At 54.1% G+C, this 25551-nt stretch carries 22 protein-coding genes; 13 read left to right on the forward strand and 9 right to left on the reverse strand.

Translation table 11 applies throughout. The features are described 5' to 3' along the window. Positions 1-54 precede the first annotated feature (54 nt). Complete coding sequence (locus tag BXP70_RS12580; RefSeq protein ID WP_086594427.1) at positions 55-2415, forward strand: M1 family metallopeptidase; 2361 nt, start codon at positions 55-57, stop codon at positions 2413-2415. Between the two features lie 176 nt (positions 2416-2591). On the opposite strand, the gene nhaA is transcribed toward BXP70_RS12580, so the two are convergent. From nhaA to BXP70_RS12605, 5 genes are all read right to left on the reverse strand, one after another. Beyond that, positions 2592-3908 carry a Na+/H+ antiporter NhaA gene (gene nhaA, locus BXP70_RS12585; RefSeq protein ID WP_086594428.1) on the reverse strand — a complete coding sequence of 439 codons (1317 nt, stop codon included), beginning with the start codon at positions 3906-3908 and terminating at the stop codon, positions 2592-2594. A gap of 474 nt (positions 3909-4382) precedes the next feature. After that, positions 4383-5786, reverse strand: a complete 1404-nt coding sequence (locus BXP70_RS12590) for a chloride channel protein (protein ID WP_086594429.1) — start codon at positions 5784-5786, stop codon at positions 4383-4385. Between the two features lie 214 nt (positions 5787-6000). After that, positions 6001-6237, reverse strand: coding sequence for a hypothetical protein (locus BXP70_RS12595; protein WP_086594430.1), 237 nt, complete (start codon positions 6235-6237; stop codon positions 6001-6003). 232 nt (positions 6238-6469) lie between these two features. Then, the gene (locus tag BXP70_RS12600) at positions 6470-8956 is read right to left on the reverse strand and encodes a glutaminase family protein (RefSeq protein ID WP_086594431.1); all 2487 of its coding nucleotides are present in this window, start codon (positions 8954-8956) and stop codon (positions 6470-6472) included. A gap of 111 nt (positions 8957-9067) precedes the next feature. Then, positions 9068-9544, reverse strand: a complete 477-nt coding sequence (locus BXP70_RS12605; RefSeq protein WP_086594432.1) for a hypothetical protein — start codon at positions 9542-9544, stop codon at positions 9068-9070. A gap of 759 nt (positions 9545-10303) precedes the next feature. Here BXP70_RS12605 and BXP70_RS12610 point away from each other — a divergent pair. Then, positions 10304-12025, forward strand: a complete 1722-nt coding sequence (locus BXP70_RS12610) for an arylsulfatase (protein WP_086594433.1) — start codon at positions 10304-10306, stop codon at positions 12023-12025. A 315-nt stretch (positions 12026-12340) separates the two neighbouring features. On the opposite strand, the gene BXP70_RS12615 is transcribed toward BXP70_RS12610, so the two are convergent. Together BXP70_RS12615 and BXP70_RS12620 are read right to left on the reverse strand one after the other, a co-directional pair. Further along, positions 12341-13420 (reverse strand): glycoside hydrolase family 43 protein, encoded by a 1080-nt coding sequence (locus tag BXP70_RS12615; RefSeq protein ID WP_086594434.1) that lies wholly within the window; start codon positions 13418-13420, stop codon positions 12341-12343. A gap of 22 nt (positions 13421-13442) precedes the next feature. Continuing rightward, positions 13443-14555, reverse strand: coding sequence for a glycoside hydrolase 5 family protein (locus BXP70_RS12620; RefSeq protein ID WP_218779781.1), 1113 nt, complete (start codon positions 14553-14555; stop codon positions 13443-13445). 747 nt (positions 14556-15302) lie between these two features. Between BXP70_RS12620 and BXP70_RS12625 the strand changes: the two genes are divergently transcribed. Together BXP70_RS12625 and BXP70_RS12630 are read left to right on the forward strand one after the other, a co-directional pair. After that, complete coding sequence (locus BXP70_RS12625; RefSeq protein ID WP_086594435.1) at positions 15303-15734, forward strand: hypothetical protein; 432 nt, start codon at positions 15303-15305, stop codon at positions 15732-15734. Between the two features lie 42 nt (positions 15735-15776). Next, on the forward strand, positions 15777-16151 hold the full coding sequence (locus BXP70_RS12630; RefSeq protein WP_086594436.1) for a PH domain-containing protein: 375 nt from the start codon (positions 15777-15779) through the stop codon (positions 16149-16151). A gap of 55 nt (positions 16152-16206) precedes the next feature. On the opposite strand, the gene BXP70_RS12635 is transcribed toward BXP70_RS12630, so the two are convergent. Next, positions 16207-17586 carry an NAD(P)/FAD-dependent oxidoreductase gene (locus tag BXP70_RS12635; RefSeq protein WP_086594437.1) on the reverse strand — a complete coding sequence of 460 codons (1380 nt, stop codon included), beginning with the start codon at positions 17584-17586 and terminating at the stop codon, positions 16207-16209. Positions 17587-17791: 205 nt separating this feature from the next. Continuing rightward, the gene (locus BXP70_RS12640; protein ID WP_086594438.1) at positions 17792-18481 is read right to left on the reverse strand and encodes a carboxypeptidase-like regulatory domain-containing protein; all 690 of its coding nucleotides are present in this window, start codon (positions 18479-18481) and stop codon (positions 17792-17794) included. A 109-nt stretch (positions 18482-18590) separates the two neighbouring features. On the opposite strand from BXP70_RS12640, the gene BXP70_RS12645 reads away from it, so the two are divergent. From BXP70_RS12645 to nuoD, 9 genes are all read left to right on the forward strand, one after another. After that, complete coding sequence (locus tag BXP70_RS12645; RefSeq protein WP_086594439.1) at positions 18591-18986, forward strand: ArsR/SmtB family transcription factor; 396 nt, start codon at positions 18591-18593, stop codon at positions 18984-18986. Then, the gene (locus BXP70_RS12650; RefSeq protein ID WP_086594440.1) at positions 18983-19300 is read left to right on the forward strand and encodes a (2Fe-2S) ferredoxin domain-containing protein; all 318 of its coding nucleotides are present in this window, start codon (positions 18983-18985) and stop codon (positions 19298-19300) included. The genes BXP70_RS12645 and BXP70_RS12650 overlap by 4 nt, the downstream gene beginning before the upstream one ends. Before the next feature lie 50 nt (positions 19301-19350). Continuing rightward, complete coding sequence (locus BXP70_RS12655) at positions 19351-20049, forward strand: YjjG family noncanonical pyrimidine nucleotidase (protein ID WP_086594441.1); 699 nt, start codon at positions 19351-19353, stop codon at positions 20047-20049. A gap of 4 nt (positions 20050-20053) precedes the next feature. Then, positions 20054-20410, forward strand: a complete 357-nt coding sequence (locus BXP70_RS12660; protein WP_086594442.1) for a hypothetical protein — start codon at positions 20054-20056, stop codon at positions 20408-20410. An 88-nt stretch (positions 20411-20498) separates the two neighbouring features. Beyond that, on the forward strand, positions 20499-22169 hold the full coding sequence (pruA, locus tag BXP70_RS12665; protein WP_086594443.1) for an L-glutamate gamma-semialdehyde dehydrogenase: 1671 nt from the start codon (positions 20499-20501) through the stop codon (positions 22167-22169). Between the two features lie 418 nt (positions 22170-22587). Continuing rightward, on the forward strand, positions 22588-22986 hold the full coding sequence (locus BXP70_RS12670; RefSeq protein WP_086594444.1) for an NADH-quinone oxidoreductase subunit A: 399 nt from the start codon (positions 22588-22590) through the stop codon (positions 22984-22986). A 75-nt stretch (positions 22987-23061) separates the two neighbouring features. Continuing rightward, the gene (locus tag BXP70_RS12675) at positions 23062-23619 is read left to right on the forward strand and encodes an NADH-quinone oxidoreductase subunit B (protein WP_086594445.1); all 558 of its coding nucleotides are present in this window, start codon (positions 23062-23064) and stop codon (positions 23617-23619) included. A 180-nt stretch (positions 23620-23799) separates the two neighbouring features. Then, the gene (locus BXP70_RS12680; RefSeq protein ID WP_394334987.1) at positions 23800-24264 is read left to right on the forward strand and encodes an NADH-quinone oxidoreductase subunit C; all 465 of its coding nucleotides are present in this window, start codon (positions 23800-23802) and stop codon (positions 24262-24264) included. Between the two features lie 17 nt (positions 24265-24281). Beyond that, entirely contained in the window at positions 24282-25544 is a 1263-nt protein-coding gene (gene nuoD, locus BXP70_RS12685; RefSeq protein WP_086594447.1) for an NADH dehydrogenase (quinone) subunit D, read from the forward strand. The last annotated feature ends 7 nt before the right edge of the window (positions 25545-25551 follow it).

Genomic DNA, 25551 nt, shown 5'->3' on the forward strand with positions numbered 1-25551 from the left:
GGCGCTGGCTTTTGTATATTTGTTTTTCCGCCGTTTCGAAATACTCTCATTAATATGCTGAAACACTTACTTTTAGCAGCTGGCGCCCTCGGGCTGGCTGCTACGCCGTTGCGGGCCCAAACCACCAACTCCGGCACCGACAAGTTTGCGCAGCTCGAAACGCTGCTGCCGACGCCCAACGAGTACCGCACGGCCAGCGGAGCCCCCGGCCACGCTTACTGGCAGCAGCGCGCCGACTACAACATCCGCGTGAAGCTCGACGATGAGAAACAGGCTATTACGGGCTCAGAGGATATTACGTACACCAATCTCTCGCCCGACGTATTGACCTACTTGTGGGTGCAGCTCGATCAGAACGTGTTGGACAAGAACTCCATCACCACCGCCACGCAGGTGGCGCAGGTGCAGGAGAAAATGTCGTTTCAGGCGATGGACTACCTAATGAAGTCGGACTTCGACGGTGGGTTCAAGATTGAGTCGGTGAAGATGAAGGGTGGCAAAGACCTGCCGCACACCATCAACCACACCATGATGCGCATCGACTTGCCCACGCCCCTGCGGCCCAAGCAGTCGGTGACGTTCAGCGTAGCTTGGCACTATAACATCAACGACCAGCTCAAAATCAGCGAGCGGTCGGGCTACGAGTACTTCCCCGAGGACAAAAACTATCTCTACGAAATTGCGCAGTTCTATCCGCGCATGGCCGTGTATCACGACGCCAAGGGCTGGCAGCAAAAGCAGTTTCTAGGTCAGGGCGAGTTCACGCTGCCCTTCGGCGACTATCGTGTGAGCATTACGGCTCCCGCCGACCACGTAGTAGGCGCTACCGGCGTTCTGGTAAATCCCGACCAAGTGCTATCGGCCGCTCAGCGCAAGCGCCTAGTACAAGCCAAAACAGCCACGAAGCCAGTATTGGTTGTGGAGCAGCCCGAAGCCGTAGCGGCTGAGCGGAGCCGCGCCAAAGGCACCAAAACTTGGACGTTTGCCGCCGAAAACGTACGCGACTTTGCGTGGTGCAGCTCACGCAAGTTTATCTGGGATGCCCTAGGGATCAAGCAAAACGGCAAGGATGTGCTGTGCATGAGCTACTACCCCAAAGAGGGCAACCCGCTGTGGGGTCAGTACTCGACGCAGGTTGTCGCCCACACCATCAAGACGTACTCGAAGTTTACGATTCCGTACGAGTACCCGGTTGCTATCTCGGTGCACGGGCCAGTAGGCGGCATGGAGTACCCCATGATCTGCTTCAACGGTGGCCGCCCCGAGAAGGACGGCACCTACACGGCAGAGCGGAAGTACGGAATGATTTCGGTGATTATTCATGAAGTTGGTCACAACTTCTTCCCCATGATCATCAACTCCGATGAGCGCCAGTGGACGTGGATGGATGAGGGCCTAAACAGCTTCGTGCAGTTTCTGACCGAGCAGGAGTGGCAGCGCGACTACCCCTCGCGCCGCGGCGAGCCCAAGAACATCGTGCCCTACATGAGCATGGATAAGAACCTGCAAAACTCGATCATGACCAACTCGGAGTCGGTATTGCAGCTCGGTAATAATGCGTATGGCAAACCCGCCACCGCGCTGAACGTGCTGCGCGAAACGGTGATGGGCCGGCAGCTGTTCGACTACGCCTTCAAAGAGTATGCGCGGCGCTGGGCCTACAAGCATCCCGAGCCGGCCGACTTCTTCCGCACCATGGAAGATGCTTCGGGCGTGGATCTCGACTGGTTCTGGCGCGGCTGGTTCTACGGCACCGACCACACCGACCTTAGCATTGAGGGCGTGAAGTGGTACACCGTGGACTCGAAGAACCCCGAAATTGAGAATGCCCGCAAACGGGAAATGATCAATGCGGCACCCAAAACCATTACCCAGCAACGCAACCTCACCGACCTGCAAAAGACGCTGGTGGATGATAAGCCCGAACTCAAGGACTTCTACAACACCTACGACCCGACGGCCACCACCGACGCCGACCGTGCTCGTTACCAAAAGTATATCCAGACCCTGAGCCCCGAGCAGCAGAAGCGCCTCAACAACGGCCTGCAGTTCTATGAAGTAAATTTGCGCAACCTAGGTGGCTTGGTTATGCCTGTTATCGTGCAGATGACCTACGAGGATGGCAAGCAGGAACTGGTAAACATTCCGGCCGAAATCTGGCGCAAGAACAACGAAGTGGTTACGAAGGTCTTCATAACGGAAAAGCCCGTCGTGGCTTTCTCCCTCGACCCTTATCTGCAAACCGCCGACACCGACCTGAGCAACAATAGCTTCCCCCGCAAGCTAGCGCCGTCGCGGTTCGAGCTATTCCAGCAACAGCAGCAAGCGGTACCGAACCCAATGCAGATGCAGTCCAGCGCGGCTACTCCTGAGAAAAAGGCTAACGGCACCGGCAGCACCAGCGGCACGAACTAAGTTTGTCCCCTTCCTACCACAAAAAGAGCTAGGCCTTTTGGCCTAGCTCTTTTTGTGTCTCCTAGCATCACAACTGACGATAAGCGTTGAGGGAAGCTCGCTATTTCATTGCCACTGATGGACTATAGCCTTAATGCTCGCTCTCCTGGGTAGCAAACTGTGCTGAAGTTTATTGCTCACGATTCCGAAATAGCGGGAGCGCTGCGCAGCAATAAGTAGCCTACCGTGCCCGAAAGCAGGGAAGCGACCAGAATAGCAAATTTGGCCACAGCTTCGCCTTCGGAATGTTCGCCCAGAGCTAGCAAGGTGATAAACAGCGACATCGTGAAGCCGATACCACCCAAGACGCCCGCTCCCCACAGATGGCGCCACGACACGCCGGGCGGCAATGTTGCCCAGCCCAAGCGCACACTACCCCACGACAATAACCCAATACCCAGTGGCTTGCCAAGCCCTAGCCCAGCTAAGATACCTAGCCCCAAAGGGGAAAATAGCTCACCCAGCACAGAAGCATCTAGCGCCAAGCTCGTGTTGGCGAAAGCAAACAGCGGAATGATGCCAAAGCTGACCACCGAGTGCAGCCGTTCCTCCAGCTTTTGAGCCGGTGAGCTGATAACGGTTGCCAGATGCTCCAGCTCCTCGCTAATAGTGCGCGGGTCGGCTTCGGTCGTGCGTGCCTCATCGCCTAGGTAATTCAGCCGGTCGTTGAGCAGCCGTAGCAGCACGGGCCGCTCGTGGCCAATGCGAAATGGGATAGCTCCCGCGAGCAGCACGCCGGCCAGCGTGGCGTGCACGCCCGACTGCATGGTGAAGTACCACAGCAGCACCCCTAGCGGCAGGTAAATCCATAAACTACGGGCTCCTAGCCAGTTTAGGAGCAACAGTGTTGCCCACGTGCCGGCGGCTAAGTAAAGAAAGGGCAGGTGCAGCTCGCGGGTGTAGAAACCAGCAATAACGAGCACCGCCCCTAGGTCATCGACGATGGCCAAGGCCGTGAGGAATATTTTCAGCCCTAGCGGCACGCGCGAGCCAAGCAGTTGCAAAACGGCCAAAGCAAAGGCAATATCAGTTGCCATCGGAATGCCCCACCCACTGGCCGTGGGGGTACCGCGGTTGAAAAGGGTGAATAGCAGCGCCGGCAGCAGCATCCCGCCAAGAGCGCCAGCAATGGGCAAAGCGGCCTGGCGCCAGGAAGAAAGCTCGCCTTCTAGTACTTCACGTTTAATCTCCAGCCCGACAATCAGAAAAAAGATGGTCATGAGCCCATCATTAATCCAGTGTAACAGGCTCTTGTCGAGGGCCCAGCCATTAAAAGCGATGCCCAAATGTTCGTCCCACACAGCGGGAAAGTAGCGCGCAATGCCCCAACTCGTGTTAGCGAGCAGCAGCGCCAGCGCGGCACTACATAAGAGAACTATACCACCGGCCGCTTCACGTCGGAAGAATTCTGCGAAAGGCCGCACCAACGGCCGGACGAGTTGAGTAAGAGCCATAGGCAGTAAGAAAACAGATAGGCGCGTACCAGAACGCTTCAGCAGCTTCTAGTTTCACGTACTGTGCGTACGCACGAGCGCAAAATATGCTGCAATAAGCGCGAAAAACATGTACCAGTACCCACTTCTCGTGTGCGTCTTCCTATTGTCTCACTGCTCTTCATGCACAACGCGTAACAACCTGTGGATGAATGACTACTTCGCCTCCGCTTGTCTAGTAACACATGTTGTCGCGTTGGCGTGGACGTGGCACCAACCTAGGTAGCTGCTGCTTAGCGAATGCTCACCGCACAGTGCGGCAAGATTTAGCACAAACTGCTTCGGCAGATACACTTATACGCAGCGGCCCACTCGAAGACTTACACACAGGCAACGAGGGTTGGCGTAGACCTCCTATCGACTATCGTGGCGGCTTTGGTCAAGGAACACAAGAAACCTCAGGGCTTAGTAAGCTTGCTATTCACTAAACCAAGGTTATTCCTGTGCCGGCCGAGTGGTGCGTGGCGCGACCGGCGGTGCTGGCTGGGCCAACGCTTCGCGCAAGAATCCCGCTTTAAGGTGCTCGTAGAAAGAGTGCGGATCGACCAAGGAAGCAACGGCTTGCGCCATCATTCCGCTGAGCAGCAGCTGAAAAATAGCTGAGTGCCGGTCTGTCATCTCCAGTACCAAGATAGCCGCCGTGAAGGGGGAGCGAACTACACCCGTTAGAAAGCTGACCATGCTCACCAGAATCAATAGGTTACGGTCTTCTATGGGCACCATGCCCAGCCGGGCCAGGGCATCGCCCAGAATAGCACCCGCGCTCAGGGAAGTAGCAAAGATCCCCCCGGCTCCTCCCCCACTATAGCTCAGCGCCATCCCCATGAAACGCACGGGAAACAAGTACCAAGGCGTTTGTCCATCATTCTGAAACAAAAGCCGGTTGATAATAGGCTTACCAGTGCCCACGCCTTCTTGCCCTACCCCGTAGGCTAGTAGGGCCATCAGCAAGCCGCAGCCCAGCACCCACAGCGCCTGCTTGGCGAAAGTATCGAACCGGCGGCGGTAGTGCCCTAGCCACAGCAACGCTTTGGCAAACACGGCCCCCGCCAAACCACAGATAATGGCTACCAGCACAACCGTAGCCAGAAACCAACCCGCGTGCGCCGTCACTTTCGGGAAACCTAGGTACAGGTAGGGCCCTAGGATTGCCTGCGCCGTGAGGCCCGCCACGATGACTGCCGAAAACACTGCCATGCGGAAACGTGCTAGGTGCATTTGGGTGAGTTCCTCCACCACAAACACGATACCGCCCAGCGGGGTATTAAAGGCGGCTGCCAACCCGGCCGCGCCACCCGTCACCAGCGCAATTTGGCGAGAAAGCTTCGGCCAACCGGCTGGCTGCAAGCGGTTGATAGCTCGAAAAATAGCCGCCGATAGCTGGATGGTCGGCCCTTCCCGCCCAATTACGCCACCACCTAGCAGCAGCGCTACGCTACTCAGCACCTTAATGAAAACTACCCGCAGGCTAAGTAAGTAGCCCGTCCGTCGGTAGTTAGCGGGGTTCGATAGCTCGATGCTGGCCATCACCTGCGGAATGCCGCTGCCGCGAGCGGCGGGCGCGAAGCGTTGTACCAGCACCCACGAAACAAAAAAAGCAAGCGGCGTAAGGCCAAAAGCGAGCAGGGGCTCACGCCGTAGCCAGGTGAAACTGGTGTGCTCGGCCCACTCAAATAAGCGTTCGTAGCCCACAGCTACGATGCCCGTAATAACGGAAGCAAACCAGAAGGGAAAGCTTTGCAGAATAAGCCGCCGCACCCGGTCGGTGTAGAGCCGCTGGAGAAAATGCTGATCAAGCCAAGCAAGCAGCCTAGCATAGCGAGTAGGGGAAGTAGGCATTCAGGCGAAGGTAGGCGTGCGTTTCTGTGGTACCGATGAATTGAGCCGCTCGGCTATATCGGCGCAATGCGCTATCAAACGACCTACAAACGGATACTATCCTTAGCCAACAAAGTTGCTCAGCACTCCAAGTAAACCCGGTTTTAGCCGAAGGCAATTAGTACTTACTTGGCCCTTTTGCAGGAAGTAGCTCGAATGAACTAGCTTGCTACGTTCAACGATTACCTTCTAAATAATCAGCCGGACGCCACCTGGCTCGGAAATCTGGTAGGGGAAATGGGATGTCCGTAATCAGCTCCTGCGGAAATGCCTCGCCCTCCCGCAGCACCGTCACAATTTTGAGGCGGTTCGTGGATTCGTTTTCCACGACATAAGCCATTACCTTGTTGAGGTTGGAGACGTTGTCGCCCTTGGTAAAAAACACGAACGCCTGCCGGTGCAGCTCGCGCAATTGTCGCCGGATGGTGATTTGGGTAAGGCGCGAAATACAGGGCGATTTACTAGCGTTAGCTTCTGATTTACCTTTATTAGCTTAAGCTAGCTTGTACACACGTCAGGCCCGCCGCTCGGCTGTTACAGCCGAATGACGGGCCTGAAATGCCCTTATCTCGTGACCCAGCCTGGTGCTTTGCTGGCAGCACCCAAACCCTACCGAGCTAGGTCACGACTACCGGCTGCTACCGTTATTTCGGAACGGCGCCTTTGCCATTCAACTGCTGATCCAGCATTTTCATGAAGTAGCCACCTACTACGGAGCGGGCCTGGAACCCTACTTGCTTCGCATCGGTGGTTTCGTGCCAGTCGTTGAGCGGTACCCGGCTGGGGGTCTCGTTGGCAAACTGCCACACGGGCGCCACCAACGCTTGGAAATCGGCTTCACTCTTCGTCATCGTGGCTGTCCACATAATCCAATCCGACTTGGTGTACGTGCGGCGGCTATCGAGCGGTAGGCCGTAGCGCTGCTGGTGCTTCAGGTAGAAAGCTAGCTCCTGCTGCGCCACTTCTGGCGGAAAAATATTCAAGCCCAATACTCTATCCCACACCAAGTTATATTTCTGGCTCCAGGAGCCGGGAGTTTTGTCGAAGGTGAGCGCATAATGGTCACCGTCTTTGGCCATCTCCTGCCACTTGCCGGCTAGCTGGCGGGCCAGGGTAAAGTGTTCGGTGGCCGTTTTCTGGTCGCCGAGTTGCTGGGCCATTTGCGCGTAGCAGGCAATGCCCATAATAGCCTTCAGCGACAAGTTGGTATTACGAGCTAGGTGCCCGGCAAAGTCGTCGGTGCAAAGCTGGTTCGCTGGGTCGAAGCCGTCGCGCTTCAGGAAGCCCACCCACTTGGTGAGCGTAGGCCAATGCTCGCGGGCAAAGTCGGCTTTGCCATCCATGCGCACCGCAGCCGCAGTCAGAATCAGCATGTTGCCGGCTTCTTCCACGGGCATATCTTCGCCGTAGGTTTGCCCATTAGCCAAGGGGTACGTTCCTACGTCGTGAGCCGGGAAGTCCTTTTTCCACCGCCCCGACTCCGAGTAATCGAAGATGAAGCGCAGCATACCCTTGGCTAGCTCGTTGTTGTAGAGCAAAAACATGGGCTCCGAAGGGTAAGTCACGTCCACGGTACCAATGGAACCGTTAGAGAAGTTTTCCTTCGAGAAGAAGAACAACTCGCCTTTGGGGCCGGCTACAATGCTATGCGCCGCAATGGCTTGACGATATGCTAGCTGGCACAAGTCGGCGTACTTCTGGCCGCCGGCGGCTTGCGCATCGGCATACAGCTTCTTGTCGAAGTCAGTGGCTTTTTTGCGCAGACGCGTATAATCGGCTTCAGCGGCTTGCAGCGCTTTCTCCATCGTCATGCTGGCGTCGCGTCGCCACCAAGGGCGCAGGTTCTGGCCAAAGTACTGCACGGCGTATTGCTCATCGTAGCCCAACAGCAGGTGCTTCTCGGCGGGCTTGGCAGATACGCTACCTAGGTCCAGCATAGCGACTTGGGCCACACGCTGGGCTTGGCCTGGCTGGGTTTGAGCAGCGGGCAGCGTTCCTTTCTGAGCAAAGCTAGTTTTTAGCGCTTGCGGGTTGCCGGCGCTAAGCGTTCCGCTTGGCGCTGCTATATACGCGTAGCCCCAGTCGATGCGGATGTTGTCGCCGGCCTTCTTCAGTAAGGGCTGCGCCGTAGTACCCATTGACTGCCAACGCATGTTGCCAGCCGAGCCGGCGCGGGTAGTCACTTCTTGGTAGGGCGTGTTGGAAGCTAGGGTACCGGCCTCGGTGAGGAGGACCTGGGTGGCGTGGCTTTTACCGTCGGTGGCGGTGGCCGTGTACGTCACGTAGCTCACCGGCCGGGCTACGGTTTCCAGCTCATCGAGCAGCAGCGGCGACAAGAAGTTGACGGTCAGCTGCACCGGCCCGGCGGCGAAAGTGTAGGTCGTTTGGGTGGCCGTTACGGTTACGGCCGTTTGGCGAGCAGTACCTATCTGCGTCTGATCGGGCAAGGTTTCGTAGAGGCCCGCGTCGAGGTATTCCCCACCCTGCGGACTGTTGGCGTGCATAGCCAGCACGTTGTCGCCAGCGTGCAAGGCCTGCAAGCCCGCGGCCGGAATGGTGAAGAAGTCGTATTTGCTGTTGAAGCCGGTTTGCTTGGTAAGCATCACCCCATTCAGGTACACTTCCACGTCGTCGTCGTGTTCCATGAGGAGGCGCACTTGCCCCGCTGCGCGCGGGTTAGCTACGCGCACCGTGCGGCGTACCCAAATGTCGCCTTCCGTCCAGGTAGTGCCATTCAGCCCTTTGTTATCGGTAAACGGTGCCGCGCCTTCTTTCCACGCAGTAGCTGCAAAGTCGGTCTTCTCCCACCCTGCGGCAGGTTTCGTGAACGTATAACGGGCCCGGTAAGGCTGCTCGCCCACAATCGGAATGATGGCGCGATACTGCTGGCTAGCTTTTCCCATAAACTGGTAGGCCTTCCCATCTACCCGCACCACCCCTTCCAGACTTTGGGCCTCACCGGTCCAGTGCCGCGTTGGAGCGTCAGTCAGCACATCTTGAAAGGCCCATACGCTGAAGTACGGATCATGCGTCACAAGTGGGTAAGCCGGAGGGCGCAGGGTTTGAGCCTGAAGCTGAGACCAGCTCATCCCGCTCATGAGCAGTAGCAGGGTAGTCTTTTTGAGCAACATTTTTCGTGGAAAAAAAGTGAAAGAACCGATCGGCTCTGGCTTGAGTCTGTGGTTGGAAAAATATTTAGAGTGAGCGTACGCCGTATGATAGTGGCGTTGATAATAAATCAGTTAGGTGTGATACCTAGGTTGCTGGCGCACATTAAAGCGACATTTCGTACTTGAGCAAAACGTTTCGCTAGGTCGCAGCACGGTGCTCGGAAAAGCCAGTTGGTTGTCTGAATCAGAAAAGTGCTGCGTCTCACGTGCAAAGCCGTAGTGCTGTCCAGCCGTTACGCTACCTATGTCCCGCAGCTTACCTTTTAGGAAGTTGCGGGTGGTATCGCCGAAGTACCGATTGCTGGGGCGGGCATAGCTAGCCAAGCCGTCCAAGCCACATGGGGCAGTACCTAGGTTGCGTTCCTGGGCTGACACGAACAGCTTCGTGAGCGCGCCGCTATAGTTGGTAATAGCAGCTAAGGCGCCTTCTGTATTGCGCAAGGCATAGGACGGCACAACCGTACAATTAGGCGCCGTTTCGAAAATTACCGACGTAATAACACTTTGACATTGACCACCTTGTATACCACCGACGGCTATAATGGACATGACCGCCCACCAGCTGCATGCCACTGTGAGGAACACTAGTGCGATGTAATAGCCAACGAGGTGGAATTCCGGAGCGGATGGTGGCATTGCTATCCTAGCAGCAGACAGGGTTCGAGGGTAAAGCTATAAAAGCCTATACTATGTGCAAACGTTTGCAAGAAAATTCATACTACTAGAAACCAGAGTCTATCGAAGTCTTGTCCTCAGTGATAGATCGTGAATATTTCGTCTACTAGCAACGTTACTATGTCATTATCAAGCTTATAGAACAAAATAGATTCTCTCCTCTTTCCATTGCTGTAAAACGGCTAGAGCGAAAGGAACCTGAGAATACTTCCTCTACTGCTGGCTGTGCTAGCAACCCTGTTCGCATTGCTTAGCGCAAGGATTATTTGTGATCAAAGCAATCGTTTGCATATTTAAACCACAATCCTCGCCCTCGCGCTAAGGTTGTAGCTCGCACAATATTCGGTCATTGCAATCCGTATAAAGCAACGGATCTGTTTCGAATACGCTTATGCCATTTCCACTCTGCTTAAACGAATTAGCAAAGAAAATATCTTTAAAAAATACAAAATACTGTTCTCAATTGAGTGTGCTTACCTACAAGGCTCATGCGATTAGCGAGTGATAATCTATTCGGTATAGAAGCATGCTGCCTTTGTAGCGGCAAAGTAGGCAGCGAATTATTTGCAAGGGATTTAGGAAGCTTCTTGCAGGTGCCACTGCTCCATCTTGTATGACTTATGCTCTTTCACCATGCGAACAAAAACTACTAGTCGTTTTTCCTTTCGAGCAGTAGCTGCTTTTCTGGGGTTCGTGGCGGTTGTTAGTACCAGCGCACTTACACTGGTTCCTTCGAAAGAAACCAAACGCCCAAATATCATCATCGTTATGGCCGATGACCTAGGTTATTCTGATCTAGGTTGTTACGGCGGAGAGATTAGCACACCCAACCTAGACCAGCTAGCCCAAGGCGGACTTCGCTTCAACGCGTGCTACAACGCGGGCCGGTGCTGCCCAACCCGTGCTTCGTTGCTCACGGGGTTATATCCACACCAAGCCGGCATTGGGAAGATGACCTTCAATGAAGGAGCACCTGGCTACGTGGGTTCGCTCAACGAGCATACCGTGACCATTGCAGAAGCGCTCCGCTCGGCAGGCTACCAAACGGGCATGGTGGGCAAATGGCACATCTCCGAAACCGTGGAGCGCAAAGACAAGGCAGAGCAACTCAAGTGGCTAGCTCACCAGCAAGAGTTCGGCGACTTTGCCGATCTTAAGACCTACCCTACTGCCCGTGGCTTCGATAAGTTTTACGGCTCCATTTGGGGCGTGGTCGATTACTTCGATCCGTTCAGCTTAGTGTACGGCAACAAGCCGGTGAAAACGGTTCCGAAGGACTTTTACTACACCAATGCTCTTGGCGACTCAGCTGTTGCGTTCGTCAACCAGTTTACGAAATCGCAGAAGCCCTTCTTCATGTACGTGGCCTACACGGCTCCGCACTGGCCGGTTCAGGCGCTGCCCGAGGATATCAAAAAATACGAGAACATGTACAAGGATGGGTGGCAGGCCTTGCGCCAGCAGCGCTACCAGCGCCTCCTAGATCTAAAGCTGTTTGATGCGGCTACCACGCCCCTGCCCGAGTTTATGTTCCCTGCTAAAGACTGGGCCACCAACCCAAACCGGCAGTGGGACGCCCACGCCATGGCCGTACACGCCGCCATGGTCGACCGCATGGACCAAAACATTGGCCACCTGATTGCTGAGCTCAAGCGCACGAAACAGCTCGACAACACCATCATCCTGTTTATGTCAGATAACGGAGCTAGCCCAGAAGACCCGACGGAGTTTGGGCCCGGCTTCGACCGCGCCGGCAGCACCCGCACTGGGCAGACGGTAGCTTTCCCGAAGCAGAAGGAAGTGTTGCCCAACGGCGAGCTGGTGCACGCCGGTATCGGAGAAGTATGGGCCCACAGCCTCAACACGCCGTTTCGCTACTACAAGGCGAAGCAACATGAGGGCGGTATTACCACTCCTTTGATTGTGCACTGGCCCCAGGGCGTGCAACAACCCGGTCGCATTGTACGCGAGCCCTTGCACGTAATCGACATGATGAACACGTGCCTAGCTCTGGCTAAAGCCCCTTACCCTAGCACGTACCAAGGTCGGAGCATCACCCCTAGCCCCGGCAAAAGCTTTGTGCCGCTGCTGACCTCGGCCAAGGCTCCCACCCAACGCCTGCACCCAGAGCTATTTTGGGAACACTTCGGCGCGGCCGCGTTCCGGCAGCAAGACTGGAAAATCGTGCGCCTGAATGCCCAAGCACCTTGGGAACTGTACGACCTCCGAAACAACCGGTCCGAAACTAAGAACTTAGCTTCTCAACAGCCAGAACGCGTGCAGGCAATGAGCCAGCGCTGGCAGCAGCTAGCCGAAGTTTACCAAGCATTCCCAAAGCCTACTACTCCGCAGTAAGTAGCTTTTCTCACGCATCAGCGAGCTATCTACGGAATTACCGCTGCTGGAAAAACTAGCCTAGCAGCGTGTGCTGCTTTGTTGCACTCTTCCTGAGCTTGAAAGCCAGCTTCGGGCCAGCTATCAATATTTCGGGCTGGGTTATATCGAAGAGTACCGAAGGTATTTTGGCAACAACTGAAACCAGTAGCAACCCCGATTTTCAGGGTACTACCTAGGGCCTTTGTGGTTGCAGGGCCAACAACAAAGAGCCCCTAGCTTACCATGCCACCAACTTGACATGATGAGCTAGGGGCTCTTTTTATTTATCTCTGCTTACTTACGTGCCGCCGGTGGCTGCGCCAGCACTTGTCCGGTTGGTACGGGCGTGCCGAAGTCGGGGGTGCCATCGGCGCGCCACGTGAAGGGCTGCATTCTTGGCGAGCGGAAACGACCGCACCCTTGGCCTGGCTCATCGTTGGCGTGGTAGAGAAGCCAGTTTTGCTTGCCGTCGGGCGACGTGAAGAAGGAGTTATGCCCAGGTGCGTACACTTTAGTAGCGGCCGACTGCTGAAAAACGGGCGTCGCCGTCTTGCTCCAGGAAGCTGGGTTAAGCAAGTCGCTGTTTGCCGAAGCAGTCAGCATCCCGAGGGCGTAAAAATCGGTCCAGCAACCGCTGGCTGAATACACCAAAAACAGCTTGTTGCCGTGCCGCAATACCTCAGGCCCTTCGTTGACGTCGACGTGAGCTGGGTCGTTGGGACTGTTCAGATCACCGTTTCGTTCCCAATCGTACGTGGGGGTCGATACGAGCACTCGGGGCCCAGCCAACGCCCAGGGGTTTTTCATAGGGGCTAGGTAGATGTTTTGGCGCCCATTTGTATCACCTTCCCATCCCGACCAAATAAAGTACAGCTTGCCGTTGTTCTCAAATACCGACCCATCAATGGCCCACTTGTCGTTGGCAGGGTCTGCGATCTTTCCGCGGTCGGTCCAAGTACCCTGTAGCGGATCGGGAGAGCTATTTTCGAGCACCCATACGCGGTGCGTTTGGTTGGTGCCCGCGTCCGCTGAGTAGTACAGGTACCACTTGCCTTGCAGATAGTGTAGCTCGGGCGCCCAAATGTCGCGGCTGTTGGGGCCAGTGGCAGGTGGCGTCCACACCACTTTTTTCTCGGCCGTGTTCAGCTCCGCAAGGCTTTTAGTTTTCCAAAGCGTGAGGTTGTGGCCCGTGGTGTTGGTGTAATAGTAGTAGCCGTCGTGGTAAGTAGTCCACGGATCGGCGCCGGAGGGTAGCAGCGGGTTGGTAAAGGTAGCTGCCGCTGAGGTCGAGGCTGCGGCCGGTTGGTTGTGCGGACGGGCACAACCCCCAACTAGCAGACTGACGCTCAGAATATAGCCAAGAAAAAGACGCATAAGACGCTTGTGAGTAGCTTCGCTATTTACTGTTCATCTTCTTAATAAAATTGGCTTCGTCTTGGCGGTACGCCGTGCCATCAGGGCGAAATACCTCGTGGAACCACTCGTTCGGTTCACCGCCGTCGGCAATAGGCACATCCCACTGGTATTTTGTATTCGTTTTGCCCGCTACTAAGCCCCAATTGATGGCGGCCACATTGTATTTCTTCAGCAGGGGCATTATGTTGACGAAGCGTGAGTTGCGAGGCCGCGCCATGTATTCGGTACAAAGCAGTGGCCGATTGTGCGTGGAAAGCAACGATATAACACGCTCGTGCGCCGGCACATCGTCGTAGCAGTGGTAAGTGACTACATCGGAGTGGGTTGCCTGAAACGCATTTAGCTCCTTGAACCCCGAATCCCAGTTCCAAAGCCCTGCGCTCAACGGCTGATCGGGGTTAGCGGCTTGCGCCCACGCAAACACATTACGCAGCAATGGCAACGAGGCAATACCCTTGTCGCGGTTACCGGGCTCGTTATACAAGTCCCACAGCAGAATGCGCCGATCGTGGGCGAAGCTGGTCAGCACGTCCGTCACGTAAGGCTTTAGCTGCATGAACGTAGCTGAGTCGCGCGAGGCCGGGTCGCCGGGGTCCTGCACCCAGCCCGAGTTGTGGATGCCCGGCTTTGGAGCCGGCTGGGGACCGGCCTGGTAAGTCTTATTCCAGCAATCGTCGAAAAACACGAACATCGTCTGGATGTGGTGCTTGTCGGCCAAGGCTAGGTAGTCATTCATCCGCTTTTTAAAACCTGCTGGGTCTTGCTTCCAAGCCAAGCTGTGCAGAAAGACACGCATGGTGTTGAAACCAACGCCTTCGGCCCATCCCAACTCCTTATCAATAGTTTTTGGGTCAAAACTATCGGCTTGCCACATTTCCAGCTGGTTGATGGCGGTGCTCGGAATGAAGTTAGCGCCCGACATCCACTGCCGACCTTTGTACCACGCGTTGGCTTTCTCAGTGGACCAACGCGCCCCCTGGCTAGCAGGCGTGACAGTACTAGTTGCCTTTGCTTTTGCTTTAACTTTTTGAGCCTGTACTGCTGGCGCACCGAGCAGCATCAGACCAAGTAGCAGAGCGGAGATTTTCTTCATAAGGGAACGGTATAAGGTGGATTTTGGAAACGAGGGTGTAGAGCAGTAGTAGTGGATTCAGACTTAAGCTTATGACCTGATAAGCGCCCTAAAGTATAAAAGAATGTGCAATCGTTTGCATATTCTTTTGATTCGAAGTGCAGCAATGGCTTATCGACTGCACAGAAGAATTAGCCAACGTACTTCTGTATTGAGTAGGGCAAGCTGCCTCCGTGAGTGTGAGTTGATATACTTTGCTTCGCTATAGCGCTATTTCGCGTCCCTCATTTATTAATAGGATAACTCTAGTCAACTCAGTAGCTAGGTTTTCTCAGATACTAACTGTGCAGCTACAGTACCTACCTCACCTAGGTAAAGGATGCAAAATGGTCAGCAACGGTAGGCGTATCCTAAGCACGTTGTTCCAGTTGCACAGAGCCGGATCGTGCAAAGGATTGCACAAATTACTGATACTGCTGTTACCAATCTTATAGAAGCATGCATGTCCCTAGGTTCCTTGTGTCTGGCCTGTTGCTAGTTTTCTCTTGCAGTAGCCAAACTCATTATTTCAGCCATGCGGCAGAAGCATCAACCCATTCCTAAGAATATTTTTCAGTCGCATCCGAAGCGCTGTTAAAAAACATTATTTAGCGCTAATATTATAAGCTCCTAGAGGGCTGCTGTTGCTCTGTTTTTCCTTTGGCTATGCAACCAATTTATTCTTGCTAGAATCTTGTAAGTGCCCTACCTACTGTTCCTTCCCACTTTATGAAAAAATTGGCTCTGTACTGCCTAAGTGCCTTATTGCTAACTAATCTTACCGCTTGTGACAAAGAAGCCATTACACCTCAGTGCGTAAACGGCATTGTGCTAGGCACTACTTGTGATGGAGCTTATCTTATTCAGCTAGATACAGATATGCCCCTAGGCAGGAGCCTCGTTTTTCAGGGTGACGGCGGCTTAGTGCTGCCCGGGCCAGAAGGCACGGCGGGCACTACCTATGCTAACGTCGTGGAGACTTTTACGGCACTGCCCAGCGGTATTAGCCGGGGCCAACATCTGTTTTTCGACGCTCGCCCAGCAACAGAGGAGGAAGTAGTGCACAACTACTGCATAGCTAATCGGCCGTGGTACGAGGCCCCACAAGTGGTACTGACGAACATTTCCGAAACGGCTTGCGCCATGCGCGTTGAGGAGTAATAGTTTTCCTCGTAGCTTGGTCACTCACCAACCGCTCACCTCATGGGAATTCTTGATAGCCTTCTTGGTAACGCTTCCGAAAGCGATGCCCAATCGTTGCAGCAAGAGCTTACGCGCCTGTTAGGTGCAGGCGAACAGATACAAAAAGCGTACGCCATCTTCCGCGACCAGCTTATCTTCACCAACAAACGCCTCATTTTAGCAAACAAACAAGGTGTGACGGGGAAAAAAGTGGAGTACCTAAGCATCCCGTATCGCAGCATCGAGCGGTTTTCGATGGAGACTACAGGTCACTTTGATCTTGAATCGGAGTTGAAGATTTGGGTAAGAGGACAAGTAGAGCCCATCGGATTTACTTTCCGCAACGATACCAGCATCTACGACGTGTACCGCACGCTGAGCGAACACGCTTTATAGTACCGCTTACAACTAAGAACGTCAGGTTGAGCCTGACGTTCTTGGTTAGGATAACCTAGCTCGTTACCGGCGTTTGGATGGCTGGCGGCGTAGGGATGTACTCTGGGGTAGCGTTCTGGCGTTCGGCAGCTTTTTTCCCTTTATCATCCTTCATATCGAGCCGGTTGAAAGGCCGAATAATAAGGCGCAATGCCTGATCGGAGCTGAAGTAACCAATGGCCCAGTCGGCAAAGGCCACCACTTTGTTGCGGAAGCCAACCAGCGTCATCAGGTGCACAAAGAGCCACGTAAACCAACCGAAGATGCCGTTGAAATGAACGTCTTTGGGCAAGTCAACAACGGCTTTGTTGCGGCTCACGATGGCCATTACGCCTTTGTTGAAATACTTGAAATCGAGCGGTGGCTGGTTTTTCAGAATGCGCTTAAAATTCTTCCCTAGGTGTGTACCCTGCTGCTGGGCCACCGGGGCCAGCATTGGCAAGCCTTGAGGCATGTCGTCGGTTATCATATTCGCCACATCGCCGATGGCGTAGATATTCTCGAAGCCGTCGACGCGGTTCCAACGATTCACATTGATGCGTTTGTTGCGCGTAATGGCTTCAGGCGGCAGCCCGGGCACCTCGGCACCATTCACCCCCGCGGCCCAGATCAGGTTGTCCGTCGGGATGTACTCAGTGTCGGAGTAATACACGCGGCTATTTTCGTAGCGCAACACCCTGGTATTCAGCCGCACCTTCACCCCTAGGTCCTCTAAGTACCGCCGCGAGTCGTCCTGCGATTTCTTCGACATGGGCTTCAGCAGCGCCCCGCCCGACTCCACCAGAAAGATTTGCATCTGGCCAAGGTCTAGCTCGGGGTAGTCTTTGGGCAACACGTGGCGGCGCATTTCGGCCAGCGAGCCGCTGATTTCCACTCCAGTTGCCCCGCCCCCAACTACCACAATATTCATGAGGGCTTGGTATTCCTCGGGGTTGGTGGTGAGCAGCGCTTTCTCAAAGTTTTGAAAAATAAAGCTGCGCAGGTTCAAGGCATTCGGGATGCTCTTGATTTGCATGCTATGCTTCTCGATGGTCTCGTTGCCGAAGAAGTTGGTGAGGGAGCCGGTGGCAAGCACCAAATGGTCATAGTGGATTTCGCCTACTGTCGTTACTATCACGTTACGCTTCGAGTCGACGCACTGCACGTCGGCCATGCGATAGAAGAAGTTGGTCTGCCCAGCGAAAATCTTGCGAATTGGGTAGGCAATGCTATCGGCTTCGAGGGCGCCCGTGGCTACTTGGTAGAGCAGCGGCTGAAACTTATGATAGTTGTTGCGGTCAATCATAACGACCTGCACCGGAGCGTCGCGCAACTCTTTTGCCAACCGCAGACCACCAAAACCACATCCAACAATTACAACACGCGGATGGGCAGAAACTGGAATATTTGCATCCATACTTCTTCAAAAAGAAAGGGTAGTGCTAGCGCACCACTAGCCTTAACTTCAAAAGTGGGCACCTGGTTCTGTAAATTTTGTCCCGCATGGCTTGTCGGTATACCTAGCCAGCTCACTACTTTGGCTTAGGTTATGGCTTGTCAGGACGACTTAGCTACCAACAAAAACGCCCAGCTGAAGCTGGGCGTGCGTGGCGGCGGTTGGCTTAGTCATCGCCGTTATCCTTCTTTTTGAAATCACCGTTTTTGATCTGGTTGATCAGTTGTAGCCAACTGAAAGGGTTCAACAGAGGGTTAGACGTATAGGGCGAGGGCGCTGTACCCATCCGACGGTTGAAGTCATTTTGTTGCATTTGCATCGTTTGCCGGTAGTTACCCATGCTCGTAACCGGGGCGTTGTTGAAGATGCGCTGCATAATCTCGGGACTAAGGTTGTCAGCGGCTCGCGAGCCGCGCTGCTTGGGCAAGCGCAACGCTAGGAAGGCTTGCTTGAACTCCTTTTCGGTAGCGTAAGGAAAGATTCGTACTTCGGGCAGAATGGTGGCATCTTCTTTCAGCTGCACAATCACCGAGTAGCTTTGGCGGGTGTAGTCGGCCGGCACTACCACGGTTTGATTCCGGTAGCCCAACGACCGAATGATGATACTATCGCCGGCTAATACAGGCAGCGAAAAGTAGCCGTACTCGTTGGTGGCCGTACCGCGGCCTGCTTTCGGAACGAAGATAGAGGCACCCGGCACCCCTAGCAAACTATCGCCCGTGGCCACGATACCCGTGAACTGCACGACAGCCCGCTGCCCTTGCGCGCGTGCTGGCGCGGCCAAGCCGACCAACACTATGATTAGAGCGAGAACCAGGCCCGCCGTAAGCAAACGAAATCGAACAAAACCAAACATACTGGGTAGGATAGACTACAATAATACGGCACTTTCGGAGGGCACCGGCCCCTTTGCCGTAAATTTGTTCACGTTAGCGAGGCACTTTTGCCCCGCGTTCTACTAAAAGATGCGCCTGAAACACTTTACCGTTGCATTCGGCCAGCAAGTATTTAAAGCATTCGGCGACGAATCGCGGGTGCGCATCCTGAACTTGCTCTGGCGCAACCAGGAAATGTGCATTTCCGACCTGGAACAGGTACTTGACTTCACGCAAACGAAAACGTCGCGCCAACTCTTATACCTCAAAAATGCGGGCCTTGTCAGCTTCCGCAGGCTTGATAACTGGGTGTTCTATTTCCTGAAGGAAGAAACGGCCGATCTGGTTCAACAACTCCTCGCCTTCATGGAACGCGACCCGCAGCTAATGCACGACCAACAGATTTATAAAACGTTGTGGTCGAATCGGGAGCTAGCCGCGTACAAACTGCAGAACCGCCGCTGGACCGGCACCATCTCCGAATGAAACTCGACCACCACCTTTTCGTTTGCACGAACCAGAAAAGCGGCGTCGGCGACGACGTTGCGCATGCCCTGAAGAAGGAGCTAAAGAAACAACACCTCAAATCCGTGGTAGCGGATGGAGAGAAATACAAGAACCGGGTACAAACCTGCAACTGCCTCGATCTGTGCAAACACTGCAAGAAAGGCTCTGGCGCGGCTGTGGTGGTATATCCCGAAGGTATTTTTTACGGCGATGTAAAGCCCGGCGATGCCGCCGACATTGTGCACGACCACCTAGGTGAAGGACAAGTTGTTAAGCGCTTGTTGCTAGACTAACTAGCTCGCCGAGCCGCTTCATCCGTTAACTGTCAACTGATTCTTGTTACTTGAAAACCTACCGCCACCTCTTCTTCGACCTCGACCACACCCTCTGGGATTTTGAAAAAAATGCGGATGAGACGTTACGAACGCTGTTTGAACTTCACGACCTAGGTCGCTATGGTTTCTCCGTGGATACGTTTATTGCACGCTACAGTGAAGTAAACCATGCCTTATGGCGACTGTACCAAGCCAACAAAATCGACCAGAAAGCACTGCGCAGCATCCGTTTTACGCGCACTTTAACAAAGCTAGGAGTACCTGAGGAAGAACACCCAGCTGATATCTCGGCGCAGTTTACTGACCTGCTACCTTACAAGTCAGCCGTCTTTCCTTACACCCACGAAGTACTCGATTACCTGCGTGACAAGGGGTATGTGATGCACCTCATCACGAATGGCTTTCAGGATATTCAACACATCAAGCTAGCTTCTTCGCGCCTTACCGACTACTTCGTGGAAGTAGTCACCTCCGAGCACATCGGCTGCCTCAAGCCCGACCGCCGCATCTTCGATCATGCGCTGGAGCGGGCGGGCACCACTGCTGCCGAAAGCCTGATGATTGGTGACAATCTCGAGTGCGATGTGCTAGGTGCCTTCAACGCCGGCATTGATCAGGTGTATTTCAATCCCGAGAAGCGCCGCCACTTCGCTCAGATTACCTATGAAATCAGCTGCTTAAGCGAGTTGAAGCAGATTTTGCAGTAGGTATATGGAGAAAATCCCACTGAAAGTTTGGAACCGAATTGCGCTGCTAGAATCGCCTATTGCGGCAGAAATCAACACAAATGATGCGCGCTACCGTCGTTGGATAGCTATTCTGCCTAATCTACCTTCTGCTGTCATTCCAGACCCTCTCCCCTACTACCAATATTGCATTATGGACAGCCTTTATGATGCTGAGCAGCTACAAGTTCACGCGCTTCAAATGAATGAAGACCTAGCCCTGATTAACGAGGCTAGGTATTTCGTTTCTAATGAAAACGAACTTTATCAGCAACTCGCAGAATTAGAAGTAGACCCTACGCTCTTTAACTCGCCATGGCGAGTAGACCATCCTTCTGTTTAGAAGCGGCATCAATCTTTATCCGGGCACTTAGCCCACCATTATTTTACCTTTGCTGCTCCCTCACTTACGTTAACCAACCCCGAAGACAATGGCCAACGGCTTTTTCAACGTTCCCACCCCGATCAACGAACCGGTTAAAAGCTATGCCCCCGGCACCAAGGAACGCGCTGAGCTTCAACAAGCTCTGCAGGAGCTAAAGCAGCAGCACCTAGACATCCCGATGTATATTGGTGGCAAAGAGGTGCGCACCGGAAATACGCTTACTATTTCGCCTCCCCACGACCACCAGTATAAGTTAGGTCAGTTTCACGAAGGTGATGCCAGTCACGTAACCCAGGCCATTGAGGCGGCCCTCGCCGCTCGTGAGCAGTGGGCTGCGATGCCGTGGGAGCACCGCGCTGGTATTTTCTTGAAAGCAGCAGAACTATTAGCTGGTCCCTACCGTGCTCGTCTGAACGCGGCCACCATGCTAGCGCAGAGTAAGAACGCCTTCCAAGCCGAAATTGACGCGGCGTGCGAGCTGATCGACTTCTTCCGCTTCAACGCGCACTTCATGCAGGAAATTTACAAGCAACAGCCAGAGTCGGCGCTGGGCATGTGGAACCGCTTGGAGCATCGCCCACTCGAAGGCTTTGTGTTTGCCCTCACGCCGTTCAACTTCACCTCTATTGCCGGCAACCTGCCTACCTCCGTAGCTATGATGGGCAACGTGGTGGTGTGGAAACCCGCTTATCCGCAAGTTTACTCGGCGTACGTGCTAATGGAGCTGTTCCGCGAAGCTGGCCTGCCCGATGGCGTGATTAACCTGATTTACGTGGACGGTCCCGTAGCTGGCGACGTGATTTTCAATCACCGCGACTTTGCTGGTATTCACTTCACGGGCTCAACGGGCGTCTTCCAGAACATCTGGGGCCTCATTGGGCAGAACATCCACAAGTACAAGTCGTACCCGCGCATTGTAGGCGAAACAGGCGGCAAAGACTTTATTGTTGCGCACCCATCGGCGCATGCTCGCCAAGTAGCCACCGCTATTTCGCGCGGTGCTTTTGAGTTTCAAGGCCAGAAGTGCTCAGCGGCTTCGCGGGTGTACATCCCGGCTAGTTTGTACGAGGAAGTGAAAGGTTACGTGCAGCAAGACCTAGCTTCGTTCAAGATGGGCGACGTGGAAGATTTCGGCAACTTCATCAACGCCGTTATCACCGAAGGTTCTTTCGACAAGCTAGCCCGCTACATTGATGCGGCCAAGGCTGACTCCAGCGTAGAAATCATTGCCGGCGGTGGCCACGACAAATCGAAAGGATATTTCATCGAGCCAACAGTTATTGTAGCGAAAGACCCGAAGTACGTGACCATGTGCGAGGAACTCTTCGGCCCTGTGCTGACCATGTACGTGTACGAGGATGCAAAATTCGAGGAAACCCTCACCCTGATCGACACGACTTCGCCTTACGCTCTCACCGGCGCCATCTTCTCCCAAGACCGCTACGCCATCGACCTAGCGTCGAAGCGCCTCGTGAATGCAGCCGGTAACTTTTACATCAACGACAAGCCGACCGGTGCCGTCGTCGGTCAGCAACCCTTCGGTGGCGCCCGCGCTAGCGGCACCAACGACAAAGCTGGCTCCATGCTGAACCTGCTCCGCTGGACCTCGGCCCGCGCCATCAAGGAAACTTTCGTGCCGCCCGTTGACTACCGCTACCCCTTCATGGGCGTAGAAACTGGCGAGAACCTGAATGTAACCGGCCAGGGCGGTTTTTAAAACCTAGGTTAAGGCAGGCCAGAAGCCGCTTCAGCAAGCTGAAGCGGCTTCTTCATTTTTATCGTTTAATACAGAGACAGTAGCGCTTCCAGAATATCCCAGCCTCGGTTACGAACGGCTTGTCTTAGCGCAGCGGCGCAGTTCAGGATAAGCTCATTGTGATTAGCAGTGCTACCAGGCATTGCCATAATTTCACCCTGGTGAATTCGGGGCGCTGCTGAGAGCCTTCTTCTACGGCTTGATACTCCTCAACCGTGTAAACCCTTGATAGTGGTTGTGCTTCTGCCATAGAACGCAGTCTTCTTCCCTCTCAAATATACCCTTTACGCCCCTGCCTCCGCAAACCTTTGTTCCCAAGCACTGAACTGCTACATTTGCCTTTATCCGTTTTTCACTTTTGTCTTTACGCGCAGTTCGTATGTTACTTGTCGTTCCTGCTACCCAATATCAACCTTCCGATTACCTTCCCATCTTAGCGCAGCTAGGTTTTGCTTTAGCATTCGTGGCTTTTGCCATGGTGGTGTCGCACCTAGTAGGCCCAAAGCGCAAGAGCGTGGTGAAGGATAGCTCCTTCGAATGCGGCATTGAGTCGGTGGGCAACGCCCGCACCCCGATTTCGGTGAAGTACTTTCTTACCGCCATTCTGTTTGTGCTCTTCGACGTGGAGGTTATTTTTATGTATCCTTGGGCAGTTAATTTTCGCCAGCTAGGCACTGAAGGATTCGTGCAGATGATAGTATTCCTGGCCTTGCTGATGGCGGGCTTCGTGTACGTCATTAAAAAGGGCATTCTGAAGTGGACGGGCACCAACGCCTAAGTCTAACACTAGCAAACTTTTACTTTTTGGCGAGTGTTGGCTTTATAGGTCCTTACTTCCTACCCGACTTCTCTCATGAACGATATCCGAGTTCCCGAAATTAAAACTGTTGCTGCCCCTGAGGGCATTGAAGGTGCTGGCTTCTTTGCTACTTCGCTGGAGAAAGTAGTAGGCATTGCGCGCGCTAACTCGCTTTGGCCACTGCCCTTTGCTACCTCATGCTGCGGCATTGAGTTTATGGCGACGATGGGTGCCCACTACGACATCTCGCGCTTCGGTTCCGAGCGCCCGTCGTTCTCGCCGCGCCAAGCCGACTTGCTGATGGTAATGGGCACCATTGCCAAGAAGATGGCTCCCATCGTGAAGCAAGTGTACGAGCAGATGGCCGAGCCCCGCTGGGTGCTAGCTATGGGCGCCTGTGCTTGCTCAGGCGGCATTTTCGATAGCTACTCCGTGCTGCAAGGCATTGACCGTATCATCCCGGTTGACGTGTACGTACCCGGCTGCCCGCCCCGCCCTGAGCAAGTCCTCGACGGCCTGATGCGCGTGCAAGACCTAGCCAAGAACGAGTCGCTGCGTCGTCGCAACTCGCCCGAGTACCAGGCGCTATTAGCATCCTATAACATCAAGTAAGTAGTGCATAGTGGGTAGTGAGTCGCTACTATCTTTTGCGACTCATTACCCACTACCAAGTACTTTATACTCCTCATGGCTGAACCGACTGAAGAATCTGCTGCCGCTCAAGCTGCTGCTGTTGCTGAAGAAGATCCGAACAAACTCTCTAATAAACGTGTGCTGACCAATTTGCAGCGGATGTTTGGCGAAGATGCCTTCACCGATGTGGAAGAGCCATACGGCTTGCTCACGGCCACAACCACGCGGGAGCGGATTCACGACATCATCGAGGCACTGCAAGCTGATCAGGAGATGCAGTTCAACTTCCTGACTACCATGTGCGGGATTCACTATCCTGATCATGAGGGCAAGGAGCTAGGAATGATCTATCATCTGCACAGCTTGGTACACAACGTGCGACTACGCTTGAAGATCTTCTTCCCCATTGCTGATCCGGTAGTGCCTACGCTCACGGACATTTATGCCACTGCCAACTGGATGGAGCGTGAGGCCTATGACTTTTTCGGCATTATCTTCCCCGGCCACCCCAATCTCATCCGCATTCTGAATGTGGAAGACATGGACTACCATCCCATGCGCAAAGAATATCCGCTGGAAGATGGTACCCGTGAAGACAAAACAGACTTATTCTTCGGCCGTTAGGCCCTGACCCGATCCTTATGGCAGTAAATGACACGCTAGCGGGCACCCATAAAATTATTGAGGAGGCGCGCGAGCAGCAGCACAACCAGCTGGTTCCGACGGTTAATGATTTTAACCAGGAGCTGACGACGCTAAACCTAGGCCCTACTCACCCGGCCACGCACGGCATTTTCCAGAATATCCTGCAAATGGATGGCGAGCGGATTGTGTCGGGCGTACCGACCATTGGCTACATCCACCGGGCGTTCGAGAAAATCGCCGAACGTCGTCCCTTATACCAGATTACGCCGCTCACCGACCGGATGAACTACTGTTCGTCGCCCATCAACAACATGGGTTGGCACATGACGGTGGAAAAGCTACTTGGCATTACGGTTCCGAAGCGTGCGCAGTACATGCGCGTGATTATGATGGAGCTAGCCCGCATCGTCGATCACCTGATTTGTAACTCCATCTTAGGTGTTGACACGGGTGCTTTCACGGGCTTTCTGTACGTGTTTCAGGAGCGCGAGAAGGTGTACGAGATTTACGAAGAAGTCTGCGGTGCCCGCCTGACGACCAATATGGGCCGTATTGGTGGTATGGAGCGCGACTTCACGCCGGTAGCCTTGGAGAAGCTACGGAAGTGGGTAAAAGAATTCCCTGCTGTTATGCGGGAGTTCCAGAGCATGTTTGACCGCAACCGCATTTTCATGGACCGCACCCAATACGTGGGTGGTATCACGGCAGAAAAAGCACTCAACTACGGCTTCACAGGTCCTAACCTGCGTGCCGCCGGCGTTGATTACGATGTGCGGGTGATGAACCCTTATTCGTCTTACGAAGACTTCGAGTTCGACATTCCGGTAGGCACCAACGGCGATACGTATGACCGCTATTTGGTGCGCAATGAGGAAATTTGGCAGAGCCTGCGCATCATTGAGCAAGCCCTAGAAAACCTACCCGAAGGCCCCTACCACGCCGACGCGCCACACTATTACCTGCCTCCCAAGCAAGCCGTGTACAAAAACATGGAGGCGTTGATCTACCATTTCAAAATCATCATGGGCGAGATTGAAGCGCCTGTGGGTGAAGTGTATCACTCTGTAGAAGGCGGCAACGGCGAGCTAGGGTTCTATCTGATTTCGGATGGTGGCCGCACGCCTTACCGCTTGCACTTCCGTCGTCCTTGCTTCATCTACTACCAAGCCTATTCGGAAATGGTGGTCGGCCAGTCTCTCTCCGACGCTATCGTGACGCTGAGCTCTATGAACGTAATTGCCGGCGAGCTGGACGCGTAGTTTTTGC

This window comes from Hymenobacter crusticola, assembly GCF_002154225.1.
Classification (GTDB): Bacteria; Bacteroidota; Bacteroidia; order Cytophagales; family Hymenobacteraceae; genus Hymenobacter; species Hymenobacter crusticola.

Coding starts and splice junctions, on each gene's coding strand:
- BXP70_RS12610 (WP_086594433.1), top strand. CDS start 10,304: ATGCGAACAAAAACTACTAGTCGTTTTTCCTTTCGAGCAGTAGCTGCT.
- pruA (WP_086594443.1), top strand. CDS start 20,499: ATGGCCAACGGCTTTTTCAACGTTCCCACCCCGATCAACGAACCGGTT.
- nuoD (WP_086594447.1), top strand. CDS start 24,282: ATGGCAGTAAATGACACGCTAGCGGGCACCCATAAAATTATTGAGGAG.
- BXP70_RS12660 (WP_086594442.1), top strand. CDS start 20,054: ATGGAGAAAATCCCACTGAAAGTTTGGAACCGAATTGCGCTGCTAGAA.
- BXP70_RS12600 (WP_086594431.1), bottom strand. CDS start 8,956: ATGTTGCTCAAAAAGACTACCCTGCTACTGCTCATGAGCGGGATGAGC.
- BXP70_RS12605 (WP_086594432.1), bottom strand. CDS start 9,544: ATGTCCATTATAGCCGTCGGTGGTATACAAGGTGGTCAATGTCAAAGT.
- BXP70_RS12640 (WP_086594438.1), bottom strand. CDS start 18,481: ATGTTTGGTTTTGTTCGATTTCGTTTGCTTACGGCGGGCCTGGTTCTC.
- BXP70_RS12670 (WP_086594444.1), top strand. CDS start 22,588: ATGTTACTTGTCGTTCCTGCTACCCAATATCAACCTTCCGATTACCTT.
- BXP70_RS12635 (WP_086594437.1), bottom strand. CDS start 17,586: ATGGATGCAAATATTCCAGTTTCTGCCCATCCGCGTGTTGTAATTGTT.
- BXP70_RS12645 (WP_086594439.1), top strand. CDS start 18,591: ATGCGCCTGAAACACTTTACCGTTGCATTCGGCCAGCAAGTATTTAAA.
- BXP70_RS12590 (WP_086594429.1), bottom strand. CDS start 5,786: ATGCCTACTTCCCCTACTCGCTATGCTAGGCTGCTTGCTTGGCTTGAT.
- BXP70_RS12615 (WP_086594434.1), bottom strand. CDS start 13,420: ATGCGTCTTTTTCTTGGCTATATTCTGAGCGTCAGTCTGCTAGTTGGG.
- BXP70_RS12580 (WP_086594427.1), top strand. CDS start 55: ATGCTGAAACACTTACTTTTAGCAGCTGGCGCCCTCGGGCTGGCTGCT.
- BXP70_RS12650 (WP_086594440.1), top strand. CDS start 18,983: ATGAAACTCGACCACCACCTTTTCGTTTGCACGAACCAGAAAAGCGGC.
- BXP70_RS12630 (WP_086594436.1), top strand. CDS start 15,777: ATGGGAATTCTTGATAGCCTTCTTGGTAACGCTTCCGAAAGCGATGCC.
- nhaA (WP_086594428.1), bottom strand. CDS start 3,908: ATGGCTCTTACTCAACTCGTCCGGCCGTTGGTGCGGCCTTTCGCAGAA.
- BXP70_RS12620 (WP_218779781.1), bottom strand. CDS start 14,555: ATGAAGAAAATCTCCGCTCTGCTACTTGGTCTGATGCTGCTCGGTGCG.
- BXP70_RS12625 (WP_086594435.1), top strand. CDS start 15,303: ATGAAAAAATTGGCTCTGTACTGCCTAAGTGCCTTATTGCTAACTAAT.
- BXP70_RS12680 (WP_394334987.1), top strand. CDS start 23,800: ATGTTTGGCGAAGATGCCTTCACCGATGTGGAAGAGCCATACGGCTTG.
- BXP70_RS12675 (WP_086594445.1), top strand. CDS start 23,062: ATGAACGATATCCGAGTTCCCGAAATTAAAACTGTTGCTGCCCCTGAG.